At 26.8% G+C, this 19,409-nt stretch carries 18 protein-coding genes; 13 read left to right on the forward strand and 5 right to left on the reverse strand.

The window, feature by feature from the left end; genetic code table 11:
• Positions 1-2: 2 nt before the first annotated feature.
• A complete protein-coding gene (gene ppk2, locus CRV03_RS07060; RefSeq protein WP_129084447.1) occupies positions 3-1,118 on the forward strand; it encodes a polyphosphate kinase 2 in 1,116 nt (371 codons plus the stop codon).
• 21 nt (positions 1,119-1,139) lie between these two features.
• On the opposite strand, the gene CRV03_RS07065 is transcribed toward ppk2, so the two are convergent.
• Positions 1,140-2,873 carry a VWA domain-containing protein gene (locus CRV03_RS07065; protein WP_129084448.1) on the reverse strand — a complete coding sequence of 578 codons (1,734 nt, stop codon included), beginning with the start codon at positions 2,871-2,873 and terminating at the stop codon, positions 1,140-1,142.
• 100 nt (positions 2,874-2,973) lie between these two features.
• Here CRV03_RS07065 and tig point away from each other — a divergent pair, with 100 nt between their 5' ends.
• The 9 genes from tig (at position 2,974) to CRV03_RS07110 (ending at position 13,919) form a co-directional block, all read left to right on the forward strand.
• Positions 2,974-4,275 (forward strand): trigger factor, encoded by a 1,302-nt coding sequence (gene tig / locus CRV03_RS07070; RefSeq protein WP_129084449.1) that lies wholly within the window; start codon positions 2,974-2,976, stop codon positions 4,273-4,275.
• 20 nt (positions 4,276-4,295) lie between these two features.
• Positions 4,296-4,880 carry an ATP-dependent Clp endopeptidase proteolytic subunit ClpP gene (gene clpP, locus CRV03_RS07075; protein WP_129084450.1) on the forward strand — a complete coding sequence of 195 codons (585 nt, stop codon included), beginning with the start codon at positions 4,296-4,298 and terminating at the stop codon, positions 4,878-4,880.
• A 5-nt stretch (positions 4,881-4,885) separates the two neighbouring features.
• Positions 4,886-5,401, forward strand: a complete 516-nt coding sequence (gene def, locus CRV03_RS07080; protein ID WP_129084451.1) for a peptide deformylase — start codon at positions 4,886-4,888, stop codon at positions 5,399-5,401.
• Between the two features lie 46 nt (positions 5,402-5,447).
• The gene (locus CRV03_RS07085; RefSeq protein ID WP_129084452.1) at positions 5,448-5,951 is read left to right on the forward strand and encodes a PAS domain-containing protein; all 504 of its coding nucleotides are present in this window, start codon (positions 5,448-5,450) and stop codon (positions 5,949-5,951) included.
• A gap of 63 nt (positions 5,952-6,014) precedes the next feature.
• On the forward strand, positions 6,015-7,121 hold the full coding sequence (locus CRV03_RS07090) for an ATP-binding protein (protein WP_129084453.1): 1,107 nt from the start codon (positions 6,015-6,017) through the stop codon (positions 7,119-7,121).
• Positions 7,122-7,230: 109 nt separating this feature from the next.
• A complete protein-coding gene (locus CRV03_RS07095; protein ID WP_129084454.1) occupies positions 7,231-7,626 on the forward strand; it encodes a hypothetical protein in 396 nt (131 codons plus the stop codon).
• A 49-nt stretch (positions 7,627-7,675) separates the two neighbouring features.
• Positions 7,676-8,446, forward strand: a complete 771-nt coding sequence (locus CRV03_RS07100) for a Hachiman antiphage defense system protein HamA (protein WP_129084455.1) — start codon at positions 7,676-7,678, stop codon at positions 8,444-8,446.
• Positions 8,433-11,933 (forward strand): DEAD/DEAH box helicase, encoded by a 3,501-nt coding sequence (locus CRV03_RS07105; protein WP_129084456.1) that lies wholly within the window; start codon positions 8,433-8,435, stop codon positions 11,931-11,933. Before CRV03_RS07100 ends, CRV03_RS07105 begins: the two co-directional genes overlap by 14 nt.
• 219 nt (positions 11,934-12,152) lie before the next feature.
• Positions 12,153-13,919 carry a hypothetical protein gene (locus tag CRV03_RS07110; protein WP_129084457.1) on the forward strand — a complete coding sequence of 589 codons (1,767 nt, stop codon included), beginning with the start codon at positions 12,153-12,155 and terminating at the stop codon, positions 13,917-13,919.
• A gap of 7 nt (positions 13,920-13,926) precedes the next feature.
• On the opposite strand, the gene CRV03_RS07115 is transcribed toward CRV03_RS07110, so the two are convergent.
• Positions 13,927-14,175: a helix-turn-helix transcriptional regulator gene (locus tag CRV03_RS07115; RefSeq protein ID WP_129084458.1), complete on the reverse strand. Its 249-nt coding sequence runs from the start codon at positions 14,173-14,175 to the stop codon at positions 13,927-13,929.
• 119 nt (positions 14,176-14,294) lie between these two features.
• Between CRV03_RS07115 and CRV03_RS07120 the strand changes: the two genes are divergently transcribed.
• The gene (locus tag CRV03_RS07120) at positions 14,295-14,846 is read left to right on the forward strand and encodes a hypothetical protein (RefSeq protein WP_129084459.1); all 552 of its coding nucleotides are present in this window, start codon (positions 14,295-14,297) and stop codon (positions 14,844-14,846) included.
• Position 14,847: 1 nt separating this feature from the next.
• Positions 14,848-15,546 (forward strand): SHOCT domain-containing protein, encoded by a 699-nt coding sequence (locus tag CRV03_RS07125; RefSeq protein WP_129084460.1) that lies wholly within the window; start codon positions 14,848-14,850, stop codon positions 15,544-15,546.
• A gap of 268 nt (positions 15,547-15,814) precedes the next feature.
• On the opposite strand, the gene CRV03_RS07130 is transcribed toward CRV03_RS07125, so the two are convergent.
• The 3 genes from CRV03_RS07130 to CRV03_RS07140 form a co-directional block, all read right to left on the reverse strand.
• Positions 15,815-17,032 carry a DUF4238 domain-containing protein gene (locus CRV03_RS07130; RefSeq protein ID WP_164968631.1) on the reverse strand — a complete coding sequence of 406 codons (1,218 nt, stop codon included), beginning with the start codon at positions 17,030-17,032 and terminating at the stop codon, positions 15,815-15,817.
• 112 nt (positions 17,033-17,144) lie between these two features.
• Positions 17,145-17,726: a hypothetical protein gene (locus tag CRV03_RS07135; RefSeq protein WP_129084462.1), complete on the reverse strand. Its 582-nt coding sequence runs from the start codon at positions 17,724-17,726 to the stop codon at positions 17,145-17,147.
• Positions 17,727-17,800: 74 nt separating this feature from the next.
• Complete coding sequence (locus tag CRV03_RS07140) at positions 17,801-18,685, reverse strand: WYL domain-containing protein (RefSeq protein ID WP_129084463.1); 885 nt, start codon at positions 18,683-18,685, stop codon at positions 17,801-17,803.
• 231 nt (positions 18,686-18,916) lie between these two features.
• Between CRV03_RS07140 and CRV03_RS07145 the strand changes: the two genes are divergently transcribed.
• Positions 18,917-19,345 carry a YegP family protein gene (locus tag CRV03_RS07145; RefSeq protein ID WP_129084464.1) on the forward strand — a complete coding sequence of 143 codons (429 nt, stop codon included), beginning with the start codon at positions 18,917-18,919 and terminating at the stop codon, positions 19,343-19,345.
• Positions 19,346-19,409: the final 64 nt, after the last annotated feature.

Consider the following 19,409-nt stretch of genomic DNA (forward strand, 5'->3'; position numbering starts at 1 on the left):
TAATGAATTTAAGTGATTTTGATAAAACAGAATATAGTGGTTTATATATTTCAAAAGCTGCACACCCAACTTTTGGAAAAAAATATATAGCAAGATTTCAATATAATAAAAAAAGATATGTAAAAGTATTAGGTTATACAAAAAAAGATAACCTTACTAAAAAAACTGCACTTACTTTAATGCAGAAGTTTAAAGACTCAATTGTAGTTGAAAAAGAAGAAGAGACTGTAAAAACACCAATTACAGAAAAAAACTTTGATAAAAAATATCAAGAGTTATATGAAGAAAATAAAAATTTAAAAACTATTTTAGGTGACTTCAAAGATTTAGACCCAGAGACTTTAAGAGATGGGATTCAAAAAATCTATGACTTAGAAGAGTTAAAAAAATATCAAATTGAGCTAATCAAACTACAAAACTATCTTGAATCTGAAAACAAAAGAATGATTATTCTTTTTGAAGGAAGAGATGCTTCTGGTAAGGGTGGGGCGATTAGACGAATCACTAGATATATGAACAACAAACACTATAGAGTTGTTGCATTAGGTAAACCAACTGAAACACAAAGAAATCAATGGTTCTTACAAAGGTATATCCAACATTTCCCAACTGGTGGAGAGATGGTACTATTTGATAGGTCTTGGTATAACAGAGCTATGGTTGAGCCTATCTTTGGATTTTGTACAAAAGAAGAGTATGAAATTTTCATGGAAGACGTTGTAAATTTTGAGCAAGATTTAGTAAGACAAGGAATGATTTTAATCAAGCTTTATTTCTCTGTTTCTAAAGATGAACAAAAAAGAAGATTTGATAGAAGAATCAATGACCCTCTTAGACAATGGAAATTCTCAGAAGTAGATATGCAAGCACAAGATTTATGGTCAGAATTCTCTGAGAAAAAGTACGAGATGCTTAGACGAACATCTTCAAGAGCAGCTCCATGGCATATTGTTAGAAGTGATGATAAACACAAAGCAAGACTTGAAGCTATGAAAATCATCTTAAACTCTGTTGATTATGATGGAAGAAACTATGCACTAAACTTTGATGCTGATGAAAATATTAATATCTCAGTACAAAAAGAGTTAATGCAAATGAGAAAAACTGCAGACTACTAATTTTTATTAGTCTTTTATATCTTACCAAGGAGTTGAAGTGTCATCACTTTGCTCTTTGGAATCAAACTTTTTAAGCATAACTGGAACTTCTTTTGCTTGTTCTAGTTTTTTCAGCCACTTTTTTTCTTCTGCGTCACTTAATTGATTTTGTTTTATTTGTTGATTTTTTTGCTCTTTTTGTGAGCTATTTTCTTCACTATTTTTATTATCTTGTTTTTCTTTTTCTTCTTTAGAATCTTTATTCTTTTCTTTATTTTTTTGACTTTTGTCTTGTTCTTGTTTTTTATTATCTTGATTTTTTTTGTCACCATCTTTAGACTGGTTTTGGTTATTTTTATTTTGCTGATTTTGTTTGTCTTTATTCTTATCTTTAAGGGCTTTTAATACTGCTTCTAGGTTCTCTTTTGTTTGCTTATCATCTTTTATTTTTAAAGCTTTTTCATAAACTCTTTTTGCATTTTGTAAGTCATTTAATTTTACATAAGAGTTTCCCATATTATGAAGCTTTTTATACTCTAACTCTTGATTTGAAGAGACTACATTTTTATAGTGCATTAAAGCTTTTTTGTATTCACCTTGTTTATATAGTGCATTTCCCAAGTTGTAGTGTGACTCAGGAGTTTTAGCTACTTTTCTAAACTCTTTAGAGGCTTTTTCATACTCTTGTTTTTCATAGTGTTCATTTGCTTTATTTATTGTTTTAAAGTCAAACTCAAAAGCTTTTAGAGAACTATTTGAGAAGAACAGAACTAAAGCTAAAAGAGCAAGGTTTTTATTCTTTTTAAATATCTCAGATAACTTTGGTCTAGATGAAAAAGCAATAAGTAAAATAAAAAGAGCTAAAGCTAAAGGATAATAAAAAAGCTCTGTGTAGGTTTTGAAATTTCTTGATTCTTGTTTTTGTTTTTTTGAAGTTATATTTATATCATCTATAACTTGCTTTATATCATCACTTGAGTTTGAGTATTTTATATATGCAGCATCTGTATTCAATGAAAGTTGCTTAATATCTTCATTTAGTTTAACAGTTACAATTGAACCATCATCTTTAGTTAAAAAGTTTCCATCTTGAAGTTTGATAGGAGTAGGTTTATTTGTAGCTAATCCTAAAGTATAGATTCTAATATTGTTCTTTTTAGCATATTCAATCTCTTTTTTATAGTCTGATTTATTTGCACCATCAGTTATTAAAATAAGGTTTTTATCTTTTACATTTCTTAGAAGCTTTTTACTAACTTCTAATGTTGAGAAAATATTTGAGCCATTGTCAAAGTTAAGTCCAGTATCAAGTCTATTTACAAGTATTTTTAAAGAGTTGAAGTCTTGAGTTATAGGAGAAAGTATAAAAGAGGATTTAGCAAATAAAACCACTGCTATAGAGTTTTGTTTCGCATAATCTATGATGTCTAAAATCTTCTTTTTTCCAAGACTTAATCTATTTGGATAAATATCAGTTGCAAGCATCGATTTTGAAACATCTAAAGCTATTACAAAAGATACTGTTTCTTGGTCTATTTTATGCTCTTTTTCATTTATTACAGGTCTTGCAAGAGAAATAGTCATTAGTATTAGTACTAGAAAAAAAAGTATGTTTCTAGTTGTTTTTGTCATGTATCTGTTTTTAACAGATAGTTTTGCCAATGCTTCTTTGTCAAAAAACCTTTGAAACTTATCTTTGTTTGTAGTAATTAGAAACATTAAAATAATAATAGGAATTAACATAAAAAATAGTACATTTGGATAAAGAAATTGCAATTATAAGCCCTCATAAAATCTTAGTTTTTGTATTTTATATTATCCCAAGTAACTTTTAGATAAAATCACGACTAAAATTAAAATAATCGGAGTAGATTTAATGGAATTTAACGCACAAAGAGTTGACGAAGCTAATGCAGTTATCACTTCAACAATCTCTAAAGAAACAATTGAAAAAAACGTAGACAAGGTAGCTAAACAAGCTGCTAAGACTATGGATATTCAAGGTTTTAGAAAAGGTAAAGTACCAGTTGCTGTTGTAAAACAAAGATATGCTGATAAATTAACAGAAGATGCAGAGGGTGAAGCAGTAAGAGCTGTATTAACTGATGCTTTAGTTGAGTTAAAAATCGAAAATGCAGACTTAATTGGTGAGCCAACATTTGGTAAATATGACAAAAAAGAAGATGGTTCTATTGAAGTAGAAATCAAAGTTGCTTGCAAACCAGCAGTAGAATTAGGTGATTATAAATCATTAATTCCAGCAGTTGATAAAAAAGAAGCAGACGCAAAAGAAGTTGAAGCAAGATTAGAAGAGATTGCTAAACAATCTGCACCATTAGAAAAAATCAAAAGAAAAAGAATGGTTAGAGAAGGTGACTTCGCAGTTATCGACTTTGAAGGTTTCGTAGACGGTGTTGCATTTGAAGGTGGAAAAGCTGAGAAGTATCCATTAGAAATTGGTTCTGGTGCATTTATCCCAGGATTTGAAGAGCAAGTTATCGGTATGAAATATGAAGAAGAAAAAGATGTTGTTGTAACTTTCCCAGAATCTTACCAACAAAAAGATTTAGCTGGTAAAGAAGCTACATTTAAAGTAACTTTACATGAAATTCAAGAGAAAGTTGCTCCTGAATTAAATGACGAATTAGCTAAGAAAATGTTACCAGGTGAAGAAGATGCAACAATTGATTCTTTAAAAGAAAAAATTGCTGAGCAAATCACTGGTGAAGCAAAAGCTATTTACTATAGAGATGAGTTAAAACCTGCATTCTTAGATAAATTAGTTGAAAAAATTGATTTCGCATTACCTTCTTCTGTTATTGACCAAGAGATTAACTACTCTTTAAATAACAAAGTAAGAACTATGTCTGAAGATGAAATCAAAGAATTACAAGAAGATGCATCTAAAGTTGAAGCTATCAGAGATGAATTAAAAGCAGATGCTGAAAAATCAGTAAAAGCTACTTTCATTGTAGATGCTTTAGCAAAAGCTGAAGAGATTGATGTAACTGATCAAGAAGTTACTCAAGTAATTTACTATGAAGCGATGCAAACTGGTCAAAACCCTCAAGAAGTATTAAAGCAATACCAAGATGCAGGTTATTTACCAGCAATTAAAATGTCTATGATTGAAGAAAAAGTAATTACTAAATTATTAGACGAAAAAGCAGGAAACTAAAACCTAAAATAGGATAAAAAATGAGTTATATACCATATGTAGTTGAGAAAAGTGGAAGAGGCGAAAGAAGTTATGATATTTATTCAAGACTTCTAAAAGATAGAATTATTATGTTAAGTGGTGAGATTAATGACCAAGTAGCATCAACAGTTGTTGCTCAGCTTTTATTCTTAGAAGCTGAGGATCCAGATAAAGATATCTATTTATATATCAACTCTCCAGGTGGAGTAATTACAAGTGGTATGTCTATTTATGATACTATGAACTATATTAAACCTGATGTTTGTACTATTTGTGTAGGTCAAGCAGCTTCTATGGGTGCATTTTTATTATCTTCTGGAGTAAAAGGTAAGAGATACTCTTTACCTAACTCTAGAATTATGATTCATCAACCATTAGGTGGAGCTCAAGGTCAAGCTACTGATATTCAGATTCAAGCTAAAGAGATTCAAAGAATGAAAGATGATTTAAATAGAATGATTTCAGAACAAACTGGACAGCCTATTGAAGTAATTGAAAAAGATACAGATAGAGATAACTTTATGTCTGCAACAGAAGCTTGCAAATATGGTTTAGTTGATGAAGTGATTTCAAGTCATAAGTAAATAATATGATTAGAGAAGTTTTAACATATCCAAATAAACTACTTAGAACAAAATCTAGTGATGTTGTGAAGTTCGATGAAGAACTTCAAACATTGCTTGATGACATGTATGACACTATGATTGCAGAAAATGGTGTAGGTCTTGCTGCAATTCAAGTAGGTATTCCATTAAATGTTTTAATTATTAATCTTCCAAATGAAGAAGATATTCAAGAAAAAGAAGATTTAATTGAAGCAATTAATCCTGTGATTACTCATAAAGATGGTGAACAAGTTTTTGTTGAAGGTTGTTTAAGTGTACCTGGGTTTAATGAAGAAGTTAAAAGAGCACAACATATTATTGTAGAGTACTACAATAGAGATGGTGAAAAACAAACTATGGAGTGTGAAGATTTCTTAGCTGTAGCATGGCAACATGAAATGGAACATTTAGCTGGGCATTTATTTATTGAAAACCTATCAATTACAAAACGAAAAAAATTTGAGAAAGAGTGGAAGAAGAAACTCAAATCAAAAAAATAAGAATCTTATGTATTTCATAATATAATACTCCTTTAAGGAGTATATTATGAGCCCTGACAATCAACAAACTCAAATTCTACAACTGCAAGAACAAATACAAAACTTAACAAAAGAGAATGAATCTTTAAAAGTACAACTTTTTAGACTTGATTATGTATATAGTTTTTTCAACAATTATGCAATTACCTCTGAGACAGATATAAATGGTGATATTATCTATGTTAGTGAGCCATTTATGGATATTTCTGGATATACGCAAAGAGAATTAATAGGTCAAAATCATAGAATAGTAAGACATCCTGATATGGAAGAAAAAGTATTTAAAGAGATGTGGGAAACAATTACATCTAAACAAGTTTGGCGTGGAGAAGTTAAGAATTTGAAGAAAGATGGTGGCTATTATTGGGTTGATAGTATTATTTTCCCTATTTTAAATAAATATGATGAAATAGAAGGTTATAAGTCTATTAGATTTGATATAACTGATAAAATAAAAGCAAAAGAAGCTTTCTCTGATATATTAGGAGAAGAGGATAGTTTAATTTTATAATAATATTTAATCTTATTTTATACTACTTTTTATATAATGAATTAAATTATTTAAAGAGTGTATATGAAGATAATAAAATCTGCAACCTTAGCAAATATAGATGCAAGTGAAGTAAGTGTTGAATCAACCTTTACAAAAGGCTTACCAAGTTTTACAATAGTTGGTTTACCGTCTGATCAAATAAAAGAGTCAAAAGATAGAGTAAAGTCAGCACTTCTTACAAATGACTATAAGTTCCCTCCTAAAAAAATTACTATAAATCTCTCTCCTAGCGAAATCAAAAAAACTGGAACACACTTTGACTTACCTATTGCTCTTTTGATTTCATTATATGAAGAAAAGAAAATAGATTTTAAAGATATCCATGTCTTTGGAGAACTATCTTTAAATGGCGAGACAAAAGATAGTAATAATATCTTCCCTATAATCTTGTCCCTTGCAAAACAAAATAAGATAGCAAATGTTTTAGTTTGTAGTAATAGTGCAAAAAAGATTAGTAAAATTCCAAATATAAATATCTATTGTGTTAAAAATCTTTTAGAAGCAATTGAGTTTTTTCATCAAGAAGATAAGAGTAAATACCTTTATAAAAAGGATATGCTTGAGTATGAGAAGATAAATATAAATGGAAAAGAGTTTTATTATGAAAACTGTTATGAAAATGATTTTTTTGATATAAAAGGACAAGAAAATGCAAAGAAAGCAGCACTTATAGCAGCAGCAGGGAACCATAATATTCTTTTAGAAGGAAGTCCAGGTTGCGGAAAATCAATGATTGCAAAGAGGTTACCATATATAATGGCTCCAATGAGTTTAGATGAGATTCTTGAAATAGCAAAATTGCAAGCACTAGATTTAAAAGAGCCAAACTTTAAACCTGTACGTGTATCAAGATCTCCCCACTGTTCCTCAACAAAGGCATCAATTGTAGGAAGTAGTAATAGTCTAGGAGAAATAGCATTAGCAAACGCTGGAGCACTTTTTTTTGACGAGTTACCACATTTTCCAAGTTCTATTTTAGAGTCATTAAGAGAACCCCTTGAAGACAACTGTTTATTGATAAGTCGTGCAAACTCAAAAGTAAAGTATAACACAAAGTTTTTATTTATAGGGGCTATGAATCCTTGTCCATGTGGAAATTTACTGTCTACAAATAAATCATGCAGATGATATTTCCAATAAACTTTACTAAATTCCATTTAACTATGCTACAAATTTTTATATAAATCACATTTGTTTTGAATTATGTTATGATATAAAAAATCATATGAGTACTATAATGAGTAAAAGTAAAGTGAGAATAACTCCATCATTGAAATACAAAATAAAGAGAAGAGCTAATAAAGTTGGTATAGATTTACAGAATTTATATAAAGTAACCCACATAGATAAAAAAGATGTTATAAGACTTTTAAATTCAAATTTTACTTCAAAAGATTCAATTGAAAAGACGACTCAAATATTAGGTCTTAACTTTTATGGAAAAGAGATTAAATCTGTCAAACGATTAAGAAAAGATAGAGCTAGATCTAAAGCAATTACAGTTGTCTCAATGGTACAAGATACTTCATCTTTAGAAGAGCAAGGCTTAGAATCTATGGCAATTAAAAGAATGATTGTTAGAACGGAAAAAGAATTTTTAAAAGGTCCATATAGTTCAAGGTTATGGAAATAGTTTAAATAATGAAGTATTCAAGAAAATAAAAGTTTTAAGGAATAAAATAATGCTAGATATTTTAAGTAAATCAAATATAAATACAATATTAAAAGATGAACATAGCTTTACTATTTTAGAATTAAAAGATGAACATTTTCAAGAAATTGTTCAAGGTCTTATAGATTTAGTACCTGAATACTATATTGCTCCAGAGTCTGTAGCAGATGTACTTACAAGGTTGGGGAAAAGTGCTGCTGCTAAAAAGATTTTGGATAAAACTCCTACTGTGAAAAAAATACGTTCAGGAGATATTGGAGAAATAATTACTAGTGATTATATTGATGAATCAACAAACTACAATGTTCCTATTAAGAAATTAAGATGGAAAGATCATAGAAATATGGCAATGAGAGGAGATGACATTCTTGGTATATATATTAATCCATCTGATCAATGTGTAAAGTTTCTTAAAGCAGAAGCTAAATCTTATCAGTCATTATCTCAATCAGTACTTGATAGTGCAAGGTCAGAATTAGATAATGATAATGGATTACCATCACCACATGCTTTATCTTTTGTAATAGATAGACTAAGAGAAACAGGAAGTATTGATTTAGCAAATAAACTAGAAAAAGTACAACTTGTTGACGGAATTAATCAAGACCATGTTGAACATTTACTTTTTACTTTTACTAAAACTAACTCAGGAACATTGCAAAAAAATGCATTGGAGACGTATAGTGATAATATAAAACAAACATCTATATCATTAAGAACTAATAAACATCAAGAACTTATTAATCAAGTTTATGAAGGAATTATAAATGCCAATAGTTAATGATATAGAACAATTAATAGAAGAATCACTTTCTAGTGGTTTTAGAGGAAGACTATTAGATAGAGGATTAGCTCGTTCCATGATATGGAAAAATGGTATATTACCTGATGGTGCACCCCATTTTGCTGATAGTTTGAGCTACGATCTTTTATCTTATGGCTATTCACTCCTATCTTTGGGCATTCGTTTAAAAGAATTAGGAGGAGATGAAGTTTTATATAATGAGGCTTTTAAAAACTCTGCTAATGCCATAATGGATGTGGTTCATAATGGAGAATTTAATAGTCATAGGAGTTTTCATAAAATATTAGCTTCTTCTGCATTTCATATAGGTCAATATTCGGCAAAGGCATATTCTCTTGTAAGTAATTTAGATTATGATAGTTTAACTCCAATAGAAAATATTCTTAGACTCTTAATATTAAGAAAATTTAAAGGTATTGAAAAAGAAATTTTATTATGGAAATATTCAGGACAAGCCAATGATATAAATTTAGCAGAAAGTCTTAATTCAAAAATTGATGAAATAGTTAATAGTTCACTAGATCTATCAGAAAAAGAAAAACTTATAAAATCTCTTGAGTTATCTACTATTGATTTAGCATTAACAGATAATTATTTTTCTGCAATGTATGAATATCTTTTTGCATTGGAAGTTTCCAGAGAAGATTTATATAATAATTCAATTGAGATTATTAATAATGCACTTAATATATGTAATGAACTAAAGTTAGTACCGCAATGGTGGGTTTTTAGAGTGACCAAGTTTTTACTAATTGATTTATGGAATAGAAGTTTCCATAAGTTACTACCTTTAACTCCATCAGATCCTAATAGTAAAGAGTGGGAGATATTAAGATGGAAATATATAGCTTCTTTATATAAAAGAAATAAGTCAGAAGTTGAATTGTGGCCTTCTCAAATAAGTGCTGCAAGAAGAGCTGTTAGTGATACTGATGACCTAGTAGTTTCTCTTCCAACAAGTGCAGGAAAAACAAGAGTTGCTGAATTATGTATTCTTAGATGTTTATCAATAAAAAAGAGAGTTCTATTTATAACTCCATTAAGAGCATTATCGGCTCAAACTGAAACATCACTGAGAAAAACATTTTTACCATTAGGAAAAACGGTTTCTTCTTTATATGGAAGTATTGGTATAAGTAATTTTGAAGAAGATGTTTTGAAAACTCAAGATATTGTAGTCGGTACACCTGAAAAATTAGATTTTGCATTAAGAAATGATTCTACAATCTTAGATGATATAGGATTGATAGTTTTAGATGAAGGACATATGATAGGATTAAGTGAAAGAGAAATAAACTATGAGGTACAAATTCAACGTTTATTAAATCGGACTGACTCTAACACAAGAAGAATAGTATGTTTATCGGCAATATTACCTAGTGGAGAAGAATTTGATAATTTTGTAAATTGGTTAAGAAAAGATAAGCCAGGCGATGCCGTTAAAACTGATTGGAGACCAACAGATTTAAGATTTGCTGAAGTTATTTGGCAAGAAAACACTGCTAGGTTAAACTTTTTAATTGGAGAAGAAAATCCTTTTATTCCAAGTTTCTTAAGACCAATGATTCCTTCAAATCCTAATCCTGGAAGAAGACAAATACCTTTTCCTAAGAATCAACAAGAATTGACCTTAGCAACAGCTTGGAAACTTATTGAGGATGAACATACTGTACTAATATATTGTCCACAAAAAAAGTCAGTAAATTCTTTTGCTGAGATTATAGTAGATTTACATATTAGAGGAGCATTACCTTCTTTATTTGAATCAATCCCCGAACGTTTAGAATTGGCAAAAACTTTGGGAAAAGAATGGTTAGGAGAACATAATTTTATAGTAAAATGTTTAGATATTGGAGTAGGTGTGCATCATGGTTCTCTACCTACACCATTTCGAAAAGAAATGGAAAATTTGTTAAGAGATGGAGTATTAAAAGTTACAGTTTCGTCTCCTACTCTTGCACAAGGACTTAACTTATCAGCAACAGCTGTAGTATTTCATTCTTTACATAGAAATGGTGATATTATTGATGTATCAGAGTTTAAAAATGTTATAGGTAGAGCAGGTAGAGCCTTTATTGATACTCAGGGACTTATAATACGACCAATATTTGATAGTTATACAAAAAAAATTCGACAATGGCATACTTTAATAAATGATGTAAATGCTAGAAGTATGAAAAGTGGTTTAATGTTACTTATTGAGAAAATAATCACTCTTCTAATATCTAATTATAATCCAAAAGATGAAAGAGAATTAGAGCAGCTTTTAAATGATAAACTAGTGATGATTGAAAATACTTCTCAAGATGAAATTATTGAAGAATGGAATAATCTTATTAAGTTTTTAGATTCAGCCTTGATTAGTATGCTAGGCGAAGTAGATATAGTGATTGATAAGATTGGAGAAACTCTTCTTAATGTCTTAGATGCTTCACTATGGAAAAGAACAATAGAATCATATTCTGAAGTAAAGCAAAAGATATATAGTTTAGTTTTAAAAAAAAGAGCAGAATATATATGGCAAAATAGCTCCTATTTACAACGCAAAGGTTATTTTCTTGCAGGACTTGGATTAGATAGTGGGCAAAAGCTTGATATGATTTCTCTTGAGGCAAATAGGTTATTAGTCTTTGCTAATAGATATATTGAAATTGGAGATATCTTTCAAGCAATTGTTACAATACAAAAATTAGCAGAATTAATTTTTAATATTTCGCCATTTATCCCTAGTACATTACCAAGTAATTGGAAAGATATATTAGAAAGCTGGCTAAAAGGAGAAACTTTAACTGAAAAAGGATTTGTTAATATAGAAGAAGTGTTAGAATTTGTCGAAGATGGTTTAGTTTATCGTTTAATATGGGGATTAGAAGCTATAAAGGTACGTGCAAAAGCTAATGAAGATATTATTGATGGTTATATTATTGATGATTTTGAAACTAATTTATTAGTACCATCTATTGAAAATGGAACATTAAATCGAAGTGTAGCATTATTGATGCAAGCAGGTTTTAATTCAAGAAAAGCAGCAATTCAAGCAGTTACTTCAACAAATGCAAGCTTTACAAATAGTTTACAGTTAAATTCATGGTTATCTTCTATAGAAGTTAGAATATTAACTGAGTCAAATACTTGGCCAACTAAAGAAACATCTTCTTTATGGAAAAAGTTTCTTTTTGAATTCAAACCAGAAAGTAATATGGTTTGGAACTCAGATAAAATTACTTTAAGTGTTAAATGGAATAATGAATATACGCCACTAGAAGGAACATTAGTTAAGTTATCTAATTATTTAGATGGTAATACACAAGTTTTAAGTACAACAGGTAATAGAATAGGAATATTAAATAATAGACTTAATTTAATTGAAAAAGGAATCTATTATTCAATTGTAACAGAAGATATTAATATAATAGATGTATTATATTGGGGTATTGAACAACCATTTAATATAGTTTCTTAAAAAGAAAAAGTTAAATACAAATTATTTTTATAATTAGCTTGATTTATTACATAGTAAAATTAAGTATTTAAAAATGGTAAGGTAATAATTAATTATAGTGATGAAGTGTTATATTAGATTTACTTAAATATGTGGAAAATTAAAAAAATGATAGTATTTTAAATTAAATAATAATTATAAATATAAAAAGTATATCAATAAACTATGCTACAATAAATAATGCAAAATAAAATTAAGATAGATGAAAGAGTATCACCTATAGAAGCTTTTCCAGATGACAATAAGTTTAGAGTTGTTTGGGCATATGGAGCACTTTATAAAAACATAGGAAAAACAAGAGTCCCTCATGTTGATATACTCTTAAAAGAGATAACTCTAAATCCTAGCACTTTAACTAATAATCATACCTGTATAAAAATATCTGTAGCACAGCTTGATATTGTAAGATATATGACTATATGGTGTGGTAATAAAAGAACAAACAAAATTTGGGCTAAGTTCGAAAATAATTCTTATCATAAGTTACGTTTCTCACTTGATACTAAAACTGCAACTTCTATTACATATCGAGAATCACTTACTAATTATTTTAAATCAGATATTTATAGAATAAATATCTTAGAATTAAAAAAAGATTATTGGCATTTTGCAAATGCAACTTTTACTAGATTTATAGTTGGAACAAAAACTGTATTAATTCCATCCTTAGAATTATTTACTTCAACTTTTGCACCTTTAAACCCAAGATTAAGATATGAATTACTTCAATATAACCTGGTTGATGTATTGGATGAATATATTAAAAGTAGTAAAATAGTTGATAAAGATAAATATTTGATTGAATTTAAAAGAAATAAATATAAAAATAGTCTTTTTCTTCTTGCTTATGCAAAATTTAATGAAATAGCAAGGAAAAGAATTTTTAATATTCGTGCCAGTTTAGAAACATCATCCCCATATCCTGATAGATATCCAGTAATTCTACCTTATCATCCTTCTGAAATTGAACTTGACGTAAAAGGAGTATATCTAGATAAAGATACCTTTTTAGTATTTATAATTAATGGATACACTTTGCCACATGACAATGAAGTAATCGATTATACAGAAAAAGATGAATACGAAAATACTGGAAATACTGGAACTGAAAAACCACATCAAAGATATACTTCTGAAATAGAAGATAATCCTCCAATAACAGGAGAGGAAAATCCTCATAGTTTAAATGGAAGTAAAAATATTAGATCTTCTGTTAGAATATTAAAAACTTCAAAGCATAAATTATCAAAAATTGAGAAAATAAAAAAAGCTTCACCTCCTACTGCAAAAACAACAACTGTAGAAAATACTGAGGATATAGATAACATATCTTCTGGAATAGATAATCAAGCTAATAGTTCATCAAATACAGGTAAAGTAAATATTGTTACTACGCAAGGACAAGAAATAAAACCATTAGTGGAATTTTCATTAATAATTGATGCCTTAAAAACTCTTAGAGATAAAAAAGAAATTTTATACAAAGGAGTTTATATTAATGATTTTAAGTTCATAGATTTATCTTGTAATGAAAACTCTGATTATGTAAAAACAAATTTTTCAGATGTATTGAAAAATACAGGTTTAGAATTAAATAGATGGATAGAGATTAATAGAGATATTAAAGAAAAGAACTCAAAAAAAGTCAAAAGAGCTTTTGTGAGAATCCGAAGATATCTTTTAATAAAGATTATATTTAGCAATAATGACTTTTTCTATTTATTTGAAATTGATAAAAAGAAAAATAAAGGTTATAAAGGGTTTATATTTAATTTAAATATAAAGATTGATGAAGATACTTTGATAGACCTAATTCATCAAACGCATGATAATAAAGGATTGATGAAAAAAGTATCAATACCTGGTCATACCTTTAAACATTTTGTAAAAAATGGTAAAATTGTTGATAATCTAAAAAATGCTTTTGAGAGAGTTATCAAATTATAGAAGAATATTATTTAAAAAAGTCTTCAATATTTACATCTAAAACATAAGCAATTTTTGCAAGATGCTCTATATTAAAATGATAGTTTTTATAGCAAATCTCACAACATGAAATTACAGTAACAGATTTATGTCCTATTGCTTGGGCCAATGTAAGTTGAGAAATATTCTTTTCTTCTCTTATTCTTTTTACATTTTTACCAATTTTAATGTATAGATTCTGTATGTAATCTTTATCTAATAATTCAATATCTTTCAATTTATAACTTTATATAAGAAGTTATTAAATTCTATAAGGATATTATTTTTCCTGCAACTTTATATATAAAGTTTTTATTCTCAATAAAGGTAGATTATGATTTCTTTTAGGACTGTTGTATGAAAAGAAAAAAAGAGTTAGGTACAACTGTATTAGCACTAATTATTATCTTAATATTATCAATACTTCTATTCATGGGATTACTTTTTAGTGGTACTTTAAAAATTAATGATATTAGAATGGCTATTAAATTTAGTAGTATTCCAAGTGTAATTATTAATGATATTACAGCTATGCAAGACTCTATAAATTATAAAAAAGAATTGACTTGTAAAGATTTTCAAAAGTTGTTATCAGATGATAGTTATACATGCAAGAAAACAAAAGATAAAGTTGAAATAATCAATGATAATCTCATATTCTACTCATTTGATAGTAGTATGAGTTTAAATACCTCATTATCAAGAAAACTTCATAGAAAAGAGTATGATTTATCTATTTATTATAAAAATGCTAAAAAGTATGATAATAGCTATAACCATAAAATCAATGAAAAGTTAAAAAAAGAACTTAAAAATAAATTTTTTTCAATCACAAATAAAGATATAAGAATAAGTCAGTTCGATGCATATTTAACAATTTACAACTTTAGTTATTTAATAAGGAATTGAAATGTCAATACAAAAAAACTATAAAGGCTATCGAAAAATATTTGATAAATATGATATAAATATTAATAATTCTGAAAAATATTTAGGTAAAGTAAAAATATATGAAACTATTGCAAAAGTAGTTTTACTAATAACTTTCATATTATGTTCAATTCTTTTATATGCTGCTTTTACAGAAAAAGGAAATGCAGGACTAGGAATCGCAATTACTTTCATTGTTGTACTGTTTCCAGGATTGATTCTATGGAAAATATGTAGCTTAGTTAAGATGAGTAAAATTGCTAAACTTGATGATTTAATATTCAATAAATTTCTTATAAATAAAATCAAAATCTTTTACTCTATTGATGAACTTCAAAATTGTACTTATGATAAGATTGAGCATATTAATACAAGAGCATACTCTGAAGGTAATTCAAACCAAGCAATAATTAATTTAACATTCATGGCTTTTGAAATAGGTGCTGAAGGTATTATTATTGTTTCAAACAATAGTGAAACTGTTACAGCTACAGCTATTAACAATAAAAGTAGTTCTACTCAAATTAATAGAATGGTAAATTCTTCTGAAGCTATTTTAATTAAAAATATTAAAAAAGAAGAAGTTAAAAGTTTTGACTTAAACTATTGGTACGAGCTAAAAGAGAAAGGTGCTATTAGTTCACAAGAGTATGAGAATAAAAAGAGAGAATTGTTATAATAAATACTTAACAACACAAGTGTATCTTTTGGTTAATTTTAGAATTAAACTTCATTGAAACTTAAATTTATATAGTTTCGCACTAAGTATAAAAATGAATGAAAAAGATTTAATTAACTACGTAAAAACTTTATTAAATAATACTATACTATTTGTTGGAAAACAATTAGTTCTTTTTACAACAACTAACTAAAATAGTATAAGAAAATGAGAGTATAACCTATTTCCTTTGTATTTTATAAAGTGTTAACAGATTAAAAGTTTAATTTTAAAAATCATCAACTTTCATTTCTTTTAATTTATTTAATATAATGCTATTTGCTTCATTTACATCACAAGTAGCTAATGATATTTCTTTTTGTCTTCTATAAGACTCTGCTTCATTTTTTATAAAATTCAATACCTTATGACCTATTTTCATCACTTGATATAAATCTTTATTTCTATATTTAATATTAGAATTATTGATTTCATCTTTAGGGCATAAAAAAGATAGATTTATTTTATAATTGATTTTTTCTGGAATTATCATCAATGTATTTTTATCCACCTTTACATCTTTTCTATTAAACCTTAGTGCATTTTTTTCTTGTCTATATAGTTGACTAATATATTTCTTTTTTTTTATATCTGAAAAATATATTGAATTAGTGCAATTATGTATTTGCAATTTATTAATACTATTTATATCCGTCTCATTTGTTATATTAAAGAAATAGTTTTTAATTAAAGAACCTATGTATTTATCTTCATCTAAAAGTAAAATACATTTTTTTTGAGATATAGGAAAAAATATCATTAGTCCAGGTGATTGCATAGCCGTCATACTATTATTTTTAATATGATTAAAAGCAAGATTATAAAATACTACAGGATTATCGCTAAAAATAAATTCTCTATCAGTTTTATTATTAAGAATATAAATTTTCAAATCTTTGATAACTTCTTGATAAACAAATGTATATGCTATTTTTTCATTTAAGGATTTATTGAAATATTTTTTATGAAAAGAAATTTTTATACTTTTTATTAAATCTTCTTTTTTTACTTTTTCTGTCTGTATTAAGTTATTTATCTCGTGATTGTTATTAATTATTTGTTTTAAAAGCTCATTAGAAAAATCTTCTGAAATAGATTTAATTCTATTTAACATATCAAGTGTTCTTAAATATTGAAAAAGAACAACCTGAAATATTGAACTAAAATTCTTAGACTCCTTTGTATAATCTTTAATAGAATCAATATTATTTATTATATTTAGTAACTTGCAATGTTTTCCTTCTACATCTGAATATATTTTTTCAATATTTTTGTCTAAATAAAAATTATTTTTTGAAGCTTGGTCTTTTATTGAAACATTTTCTATTATATTGCCATTTTTCTTTATTAGCATATTGATTGTTTTTATTTTTTGCTTATTATTTATTTGTACAAAATTTCTAAAAAAAAACTGAGGAACAAAGTGATGATTTTTATTATTAGCCAAAATAAATCCTTTTTCTTTAAATAGTATCAACTATTTCATAATAATTAATTGTTACATCAATGTTCTTACATATAACTAACTTTTGATAGTCATTTTTATTATTTTATATATATTAATTGATTCTGTTAAAATCATTCAAAATAAATATATCATTTTCTAAATAGGCAATATTAGATATTTCATTAAAATTATTAAAATATAAATGATAGTGTTGCATAGGAATGTTTTCAAATTTTATAAATAGCTTCCAATCTAAAACTATCTTATACTTAAAGTTATTAGTTTGGTTTTTATCTTTTGAGTGTTTACTCTTTGAAATATCTGATATTGAACCACACTCAACTTTTTTACCTAAAAAGTTTATTCTATATATTTTGTGTATTATACCTTTGTTATCTTCTCTAATTTTCTTTCGTTCTTGTATTGATAAAGCTACTGAAACTTTAAAGTTTATATTGCCAATTTTATAATCATATCTTTTAAAACCATATGCAGTAACTAAAAGTAAAGAATCATCAGTTTTTTTAATGATTGCAATTGCACCATTGTGAGCTATTTTATATGCATTATTATCTTTTTTTGAGATATGATATTTTTCATCAATTTGTTTTACTAAATCAATTAAAATATCCTTCTCTATGGGTGTATAGTGCTTTCTTCTTTTTATTGCATGTTTAGAAATTGATATATTCATTTTAAACCTAAGTTTGCTTAACTTTACAATTGAATGGATAATTTTTCAAATGTTGCTATATTATCAATAATATATTAATCAATTAATTTATAAAAATTTTCTTTTATTTTAGAATAAAGTATATCTTTATTCTTGTCTTGATTAGATATCTTTATGTGTGGCATCCATTGTTGAATAAGTTTTAATACTTCAATGTCTAAACTATTATAAAACATCTTTACAGTTAAAGTATCAATATCTATATCAATAATTTCATAAGTTGGGTTATTAAATATATTTGCTTTTTTAAAAAAGTCTGTACTCATTCTATCAAACTCTAAAAGAACATATTTGTCTTTTTGATATGGTCCAAATGCATTCCCAAATTGATCTTTTCTAAAAACTTCATTATCAACAAAATCTTCTATATCAATTTTTTCAACACGACTTAATTCAAATGTTCTTGTTTCCCCAACATTCTTTTTATTTTTTTCATGGTATGTTCCATATAAATAGTAAGTGAAACCATTAGATATTATAGTATTTGGTTTTATGAATTTTTCTTCTTGATCAAACCCATTTTTTTTGTAGAGAATTTTAAGTACACAGTTTTCATTTATAGCTGTTTTAAATTGAATTATTTTTTTTGAAAGTTCAGATAATAAATCAGTTTTTACCATTAGTATTTCTTCAGAATCGGTTAATGCATGTGTAATTATAGAAAGATCACTTTTTATTTGTTTATTATTAATACTATCACTAAAAAAATCATAGAATATTTTATAAGGGATATGTGCTGGCAAAAGTTTTGAAAATCTATAACGTTTTAGTTTCTTATCATAAATTATTTCATCATTATCTTTAAAAGTATTCTCAATAGTTTTTTGTGTAACACCAAAAAGTTCTTTTAAATTCTCTTTTGTACAAGAAAATTTATCATTATATAATCTTGTATATACTTCTTTTATTCTTTCATTCATCTCTTTATTCCATTAATTTAATATTTATAATATTAACATACTTATAAAAAAAATGCAAGTATATTACCTTTATTTGGAATTTTAATAGCAATATATTTCTATTAAGTGATAATTTTATATATAAAATATTCTTTTTTTTGGAAATAATATTGACAAATGTTTCTTTTTTGTGTAAAATAACTTTGCGTGAATCAATTTTTTGTTCATAGCTTAACACATAAGGAGTTTTCTTTGAAAGAGAACGGTTATTACGTTTTATCAAAACGTGAAGGAATTGAAGAACCATATCATTGGGTTCTTAAGGCAGCAAATAATGAGGTGATTCTTACATCAGAAAATTACACAAGTAAACATGGTGCTTTGAATGGAATTGAATCAGTAAGAAAAAACTGTGAAGAAGATGAGAACTATCAAAGGTTGGAAGCAAAAGATGGAAGTCCATATTTTAATCTTCGAGCAAAAAATCATGAAGTTATTGGTAAAAGTGAGATGTATTCATCTAAACAAGCAAGAGATAATGGAATTGAATCTGTAAAAAAACATGGTATAACATTAGCATTAGTTGATGAAACTTCATCTTCAGATAAAGGAAGTGCAACGTCAGCTGCTGCAACAGTAACTGTTAAGCCTGAAAGAAGTTCGGCAAAAAGATATGCCTAACAATAATTTAACTTCCAATCAACTTCTGGCAAAAGATTATTTGGAAGAATTAGATTTTATAGAC

The sequence above is a fragment of the Arcobacter sp. F155 genome, assembly GCF_004116455.1.
In the GTDB taxonomy this organism is placed as follows: domain Bacteria; phylum Campylobacterota; class Campylobacteria; order Campylobacterales; family Arcobacteraceae; genus Halarcobacter.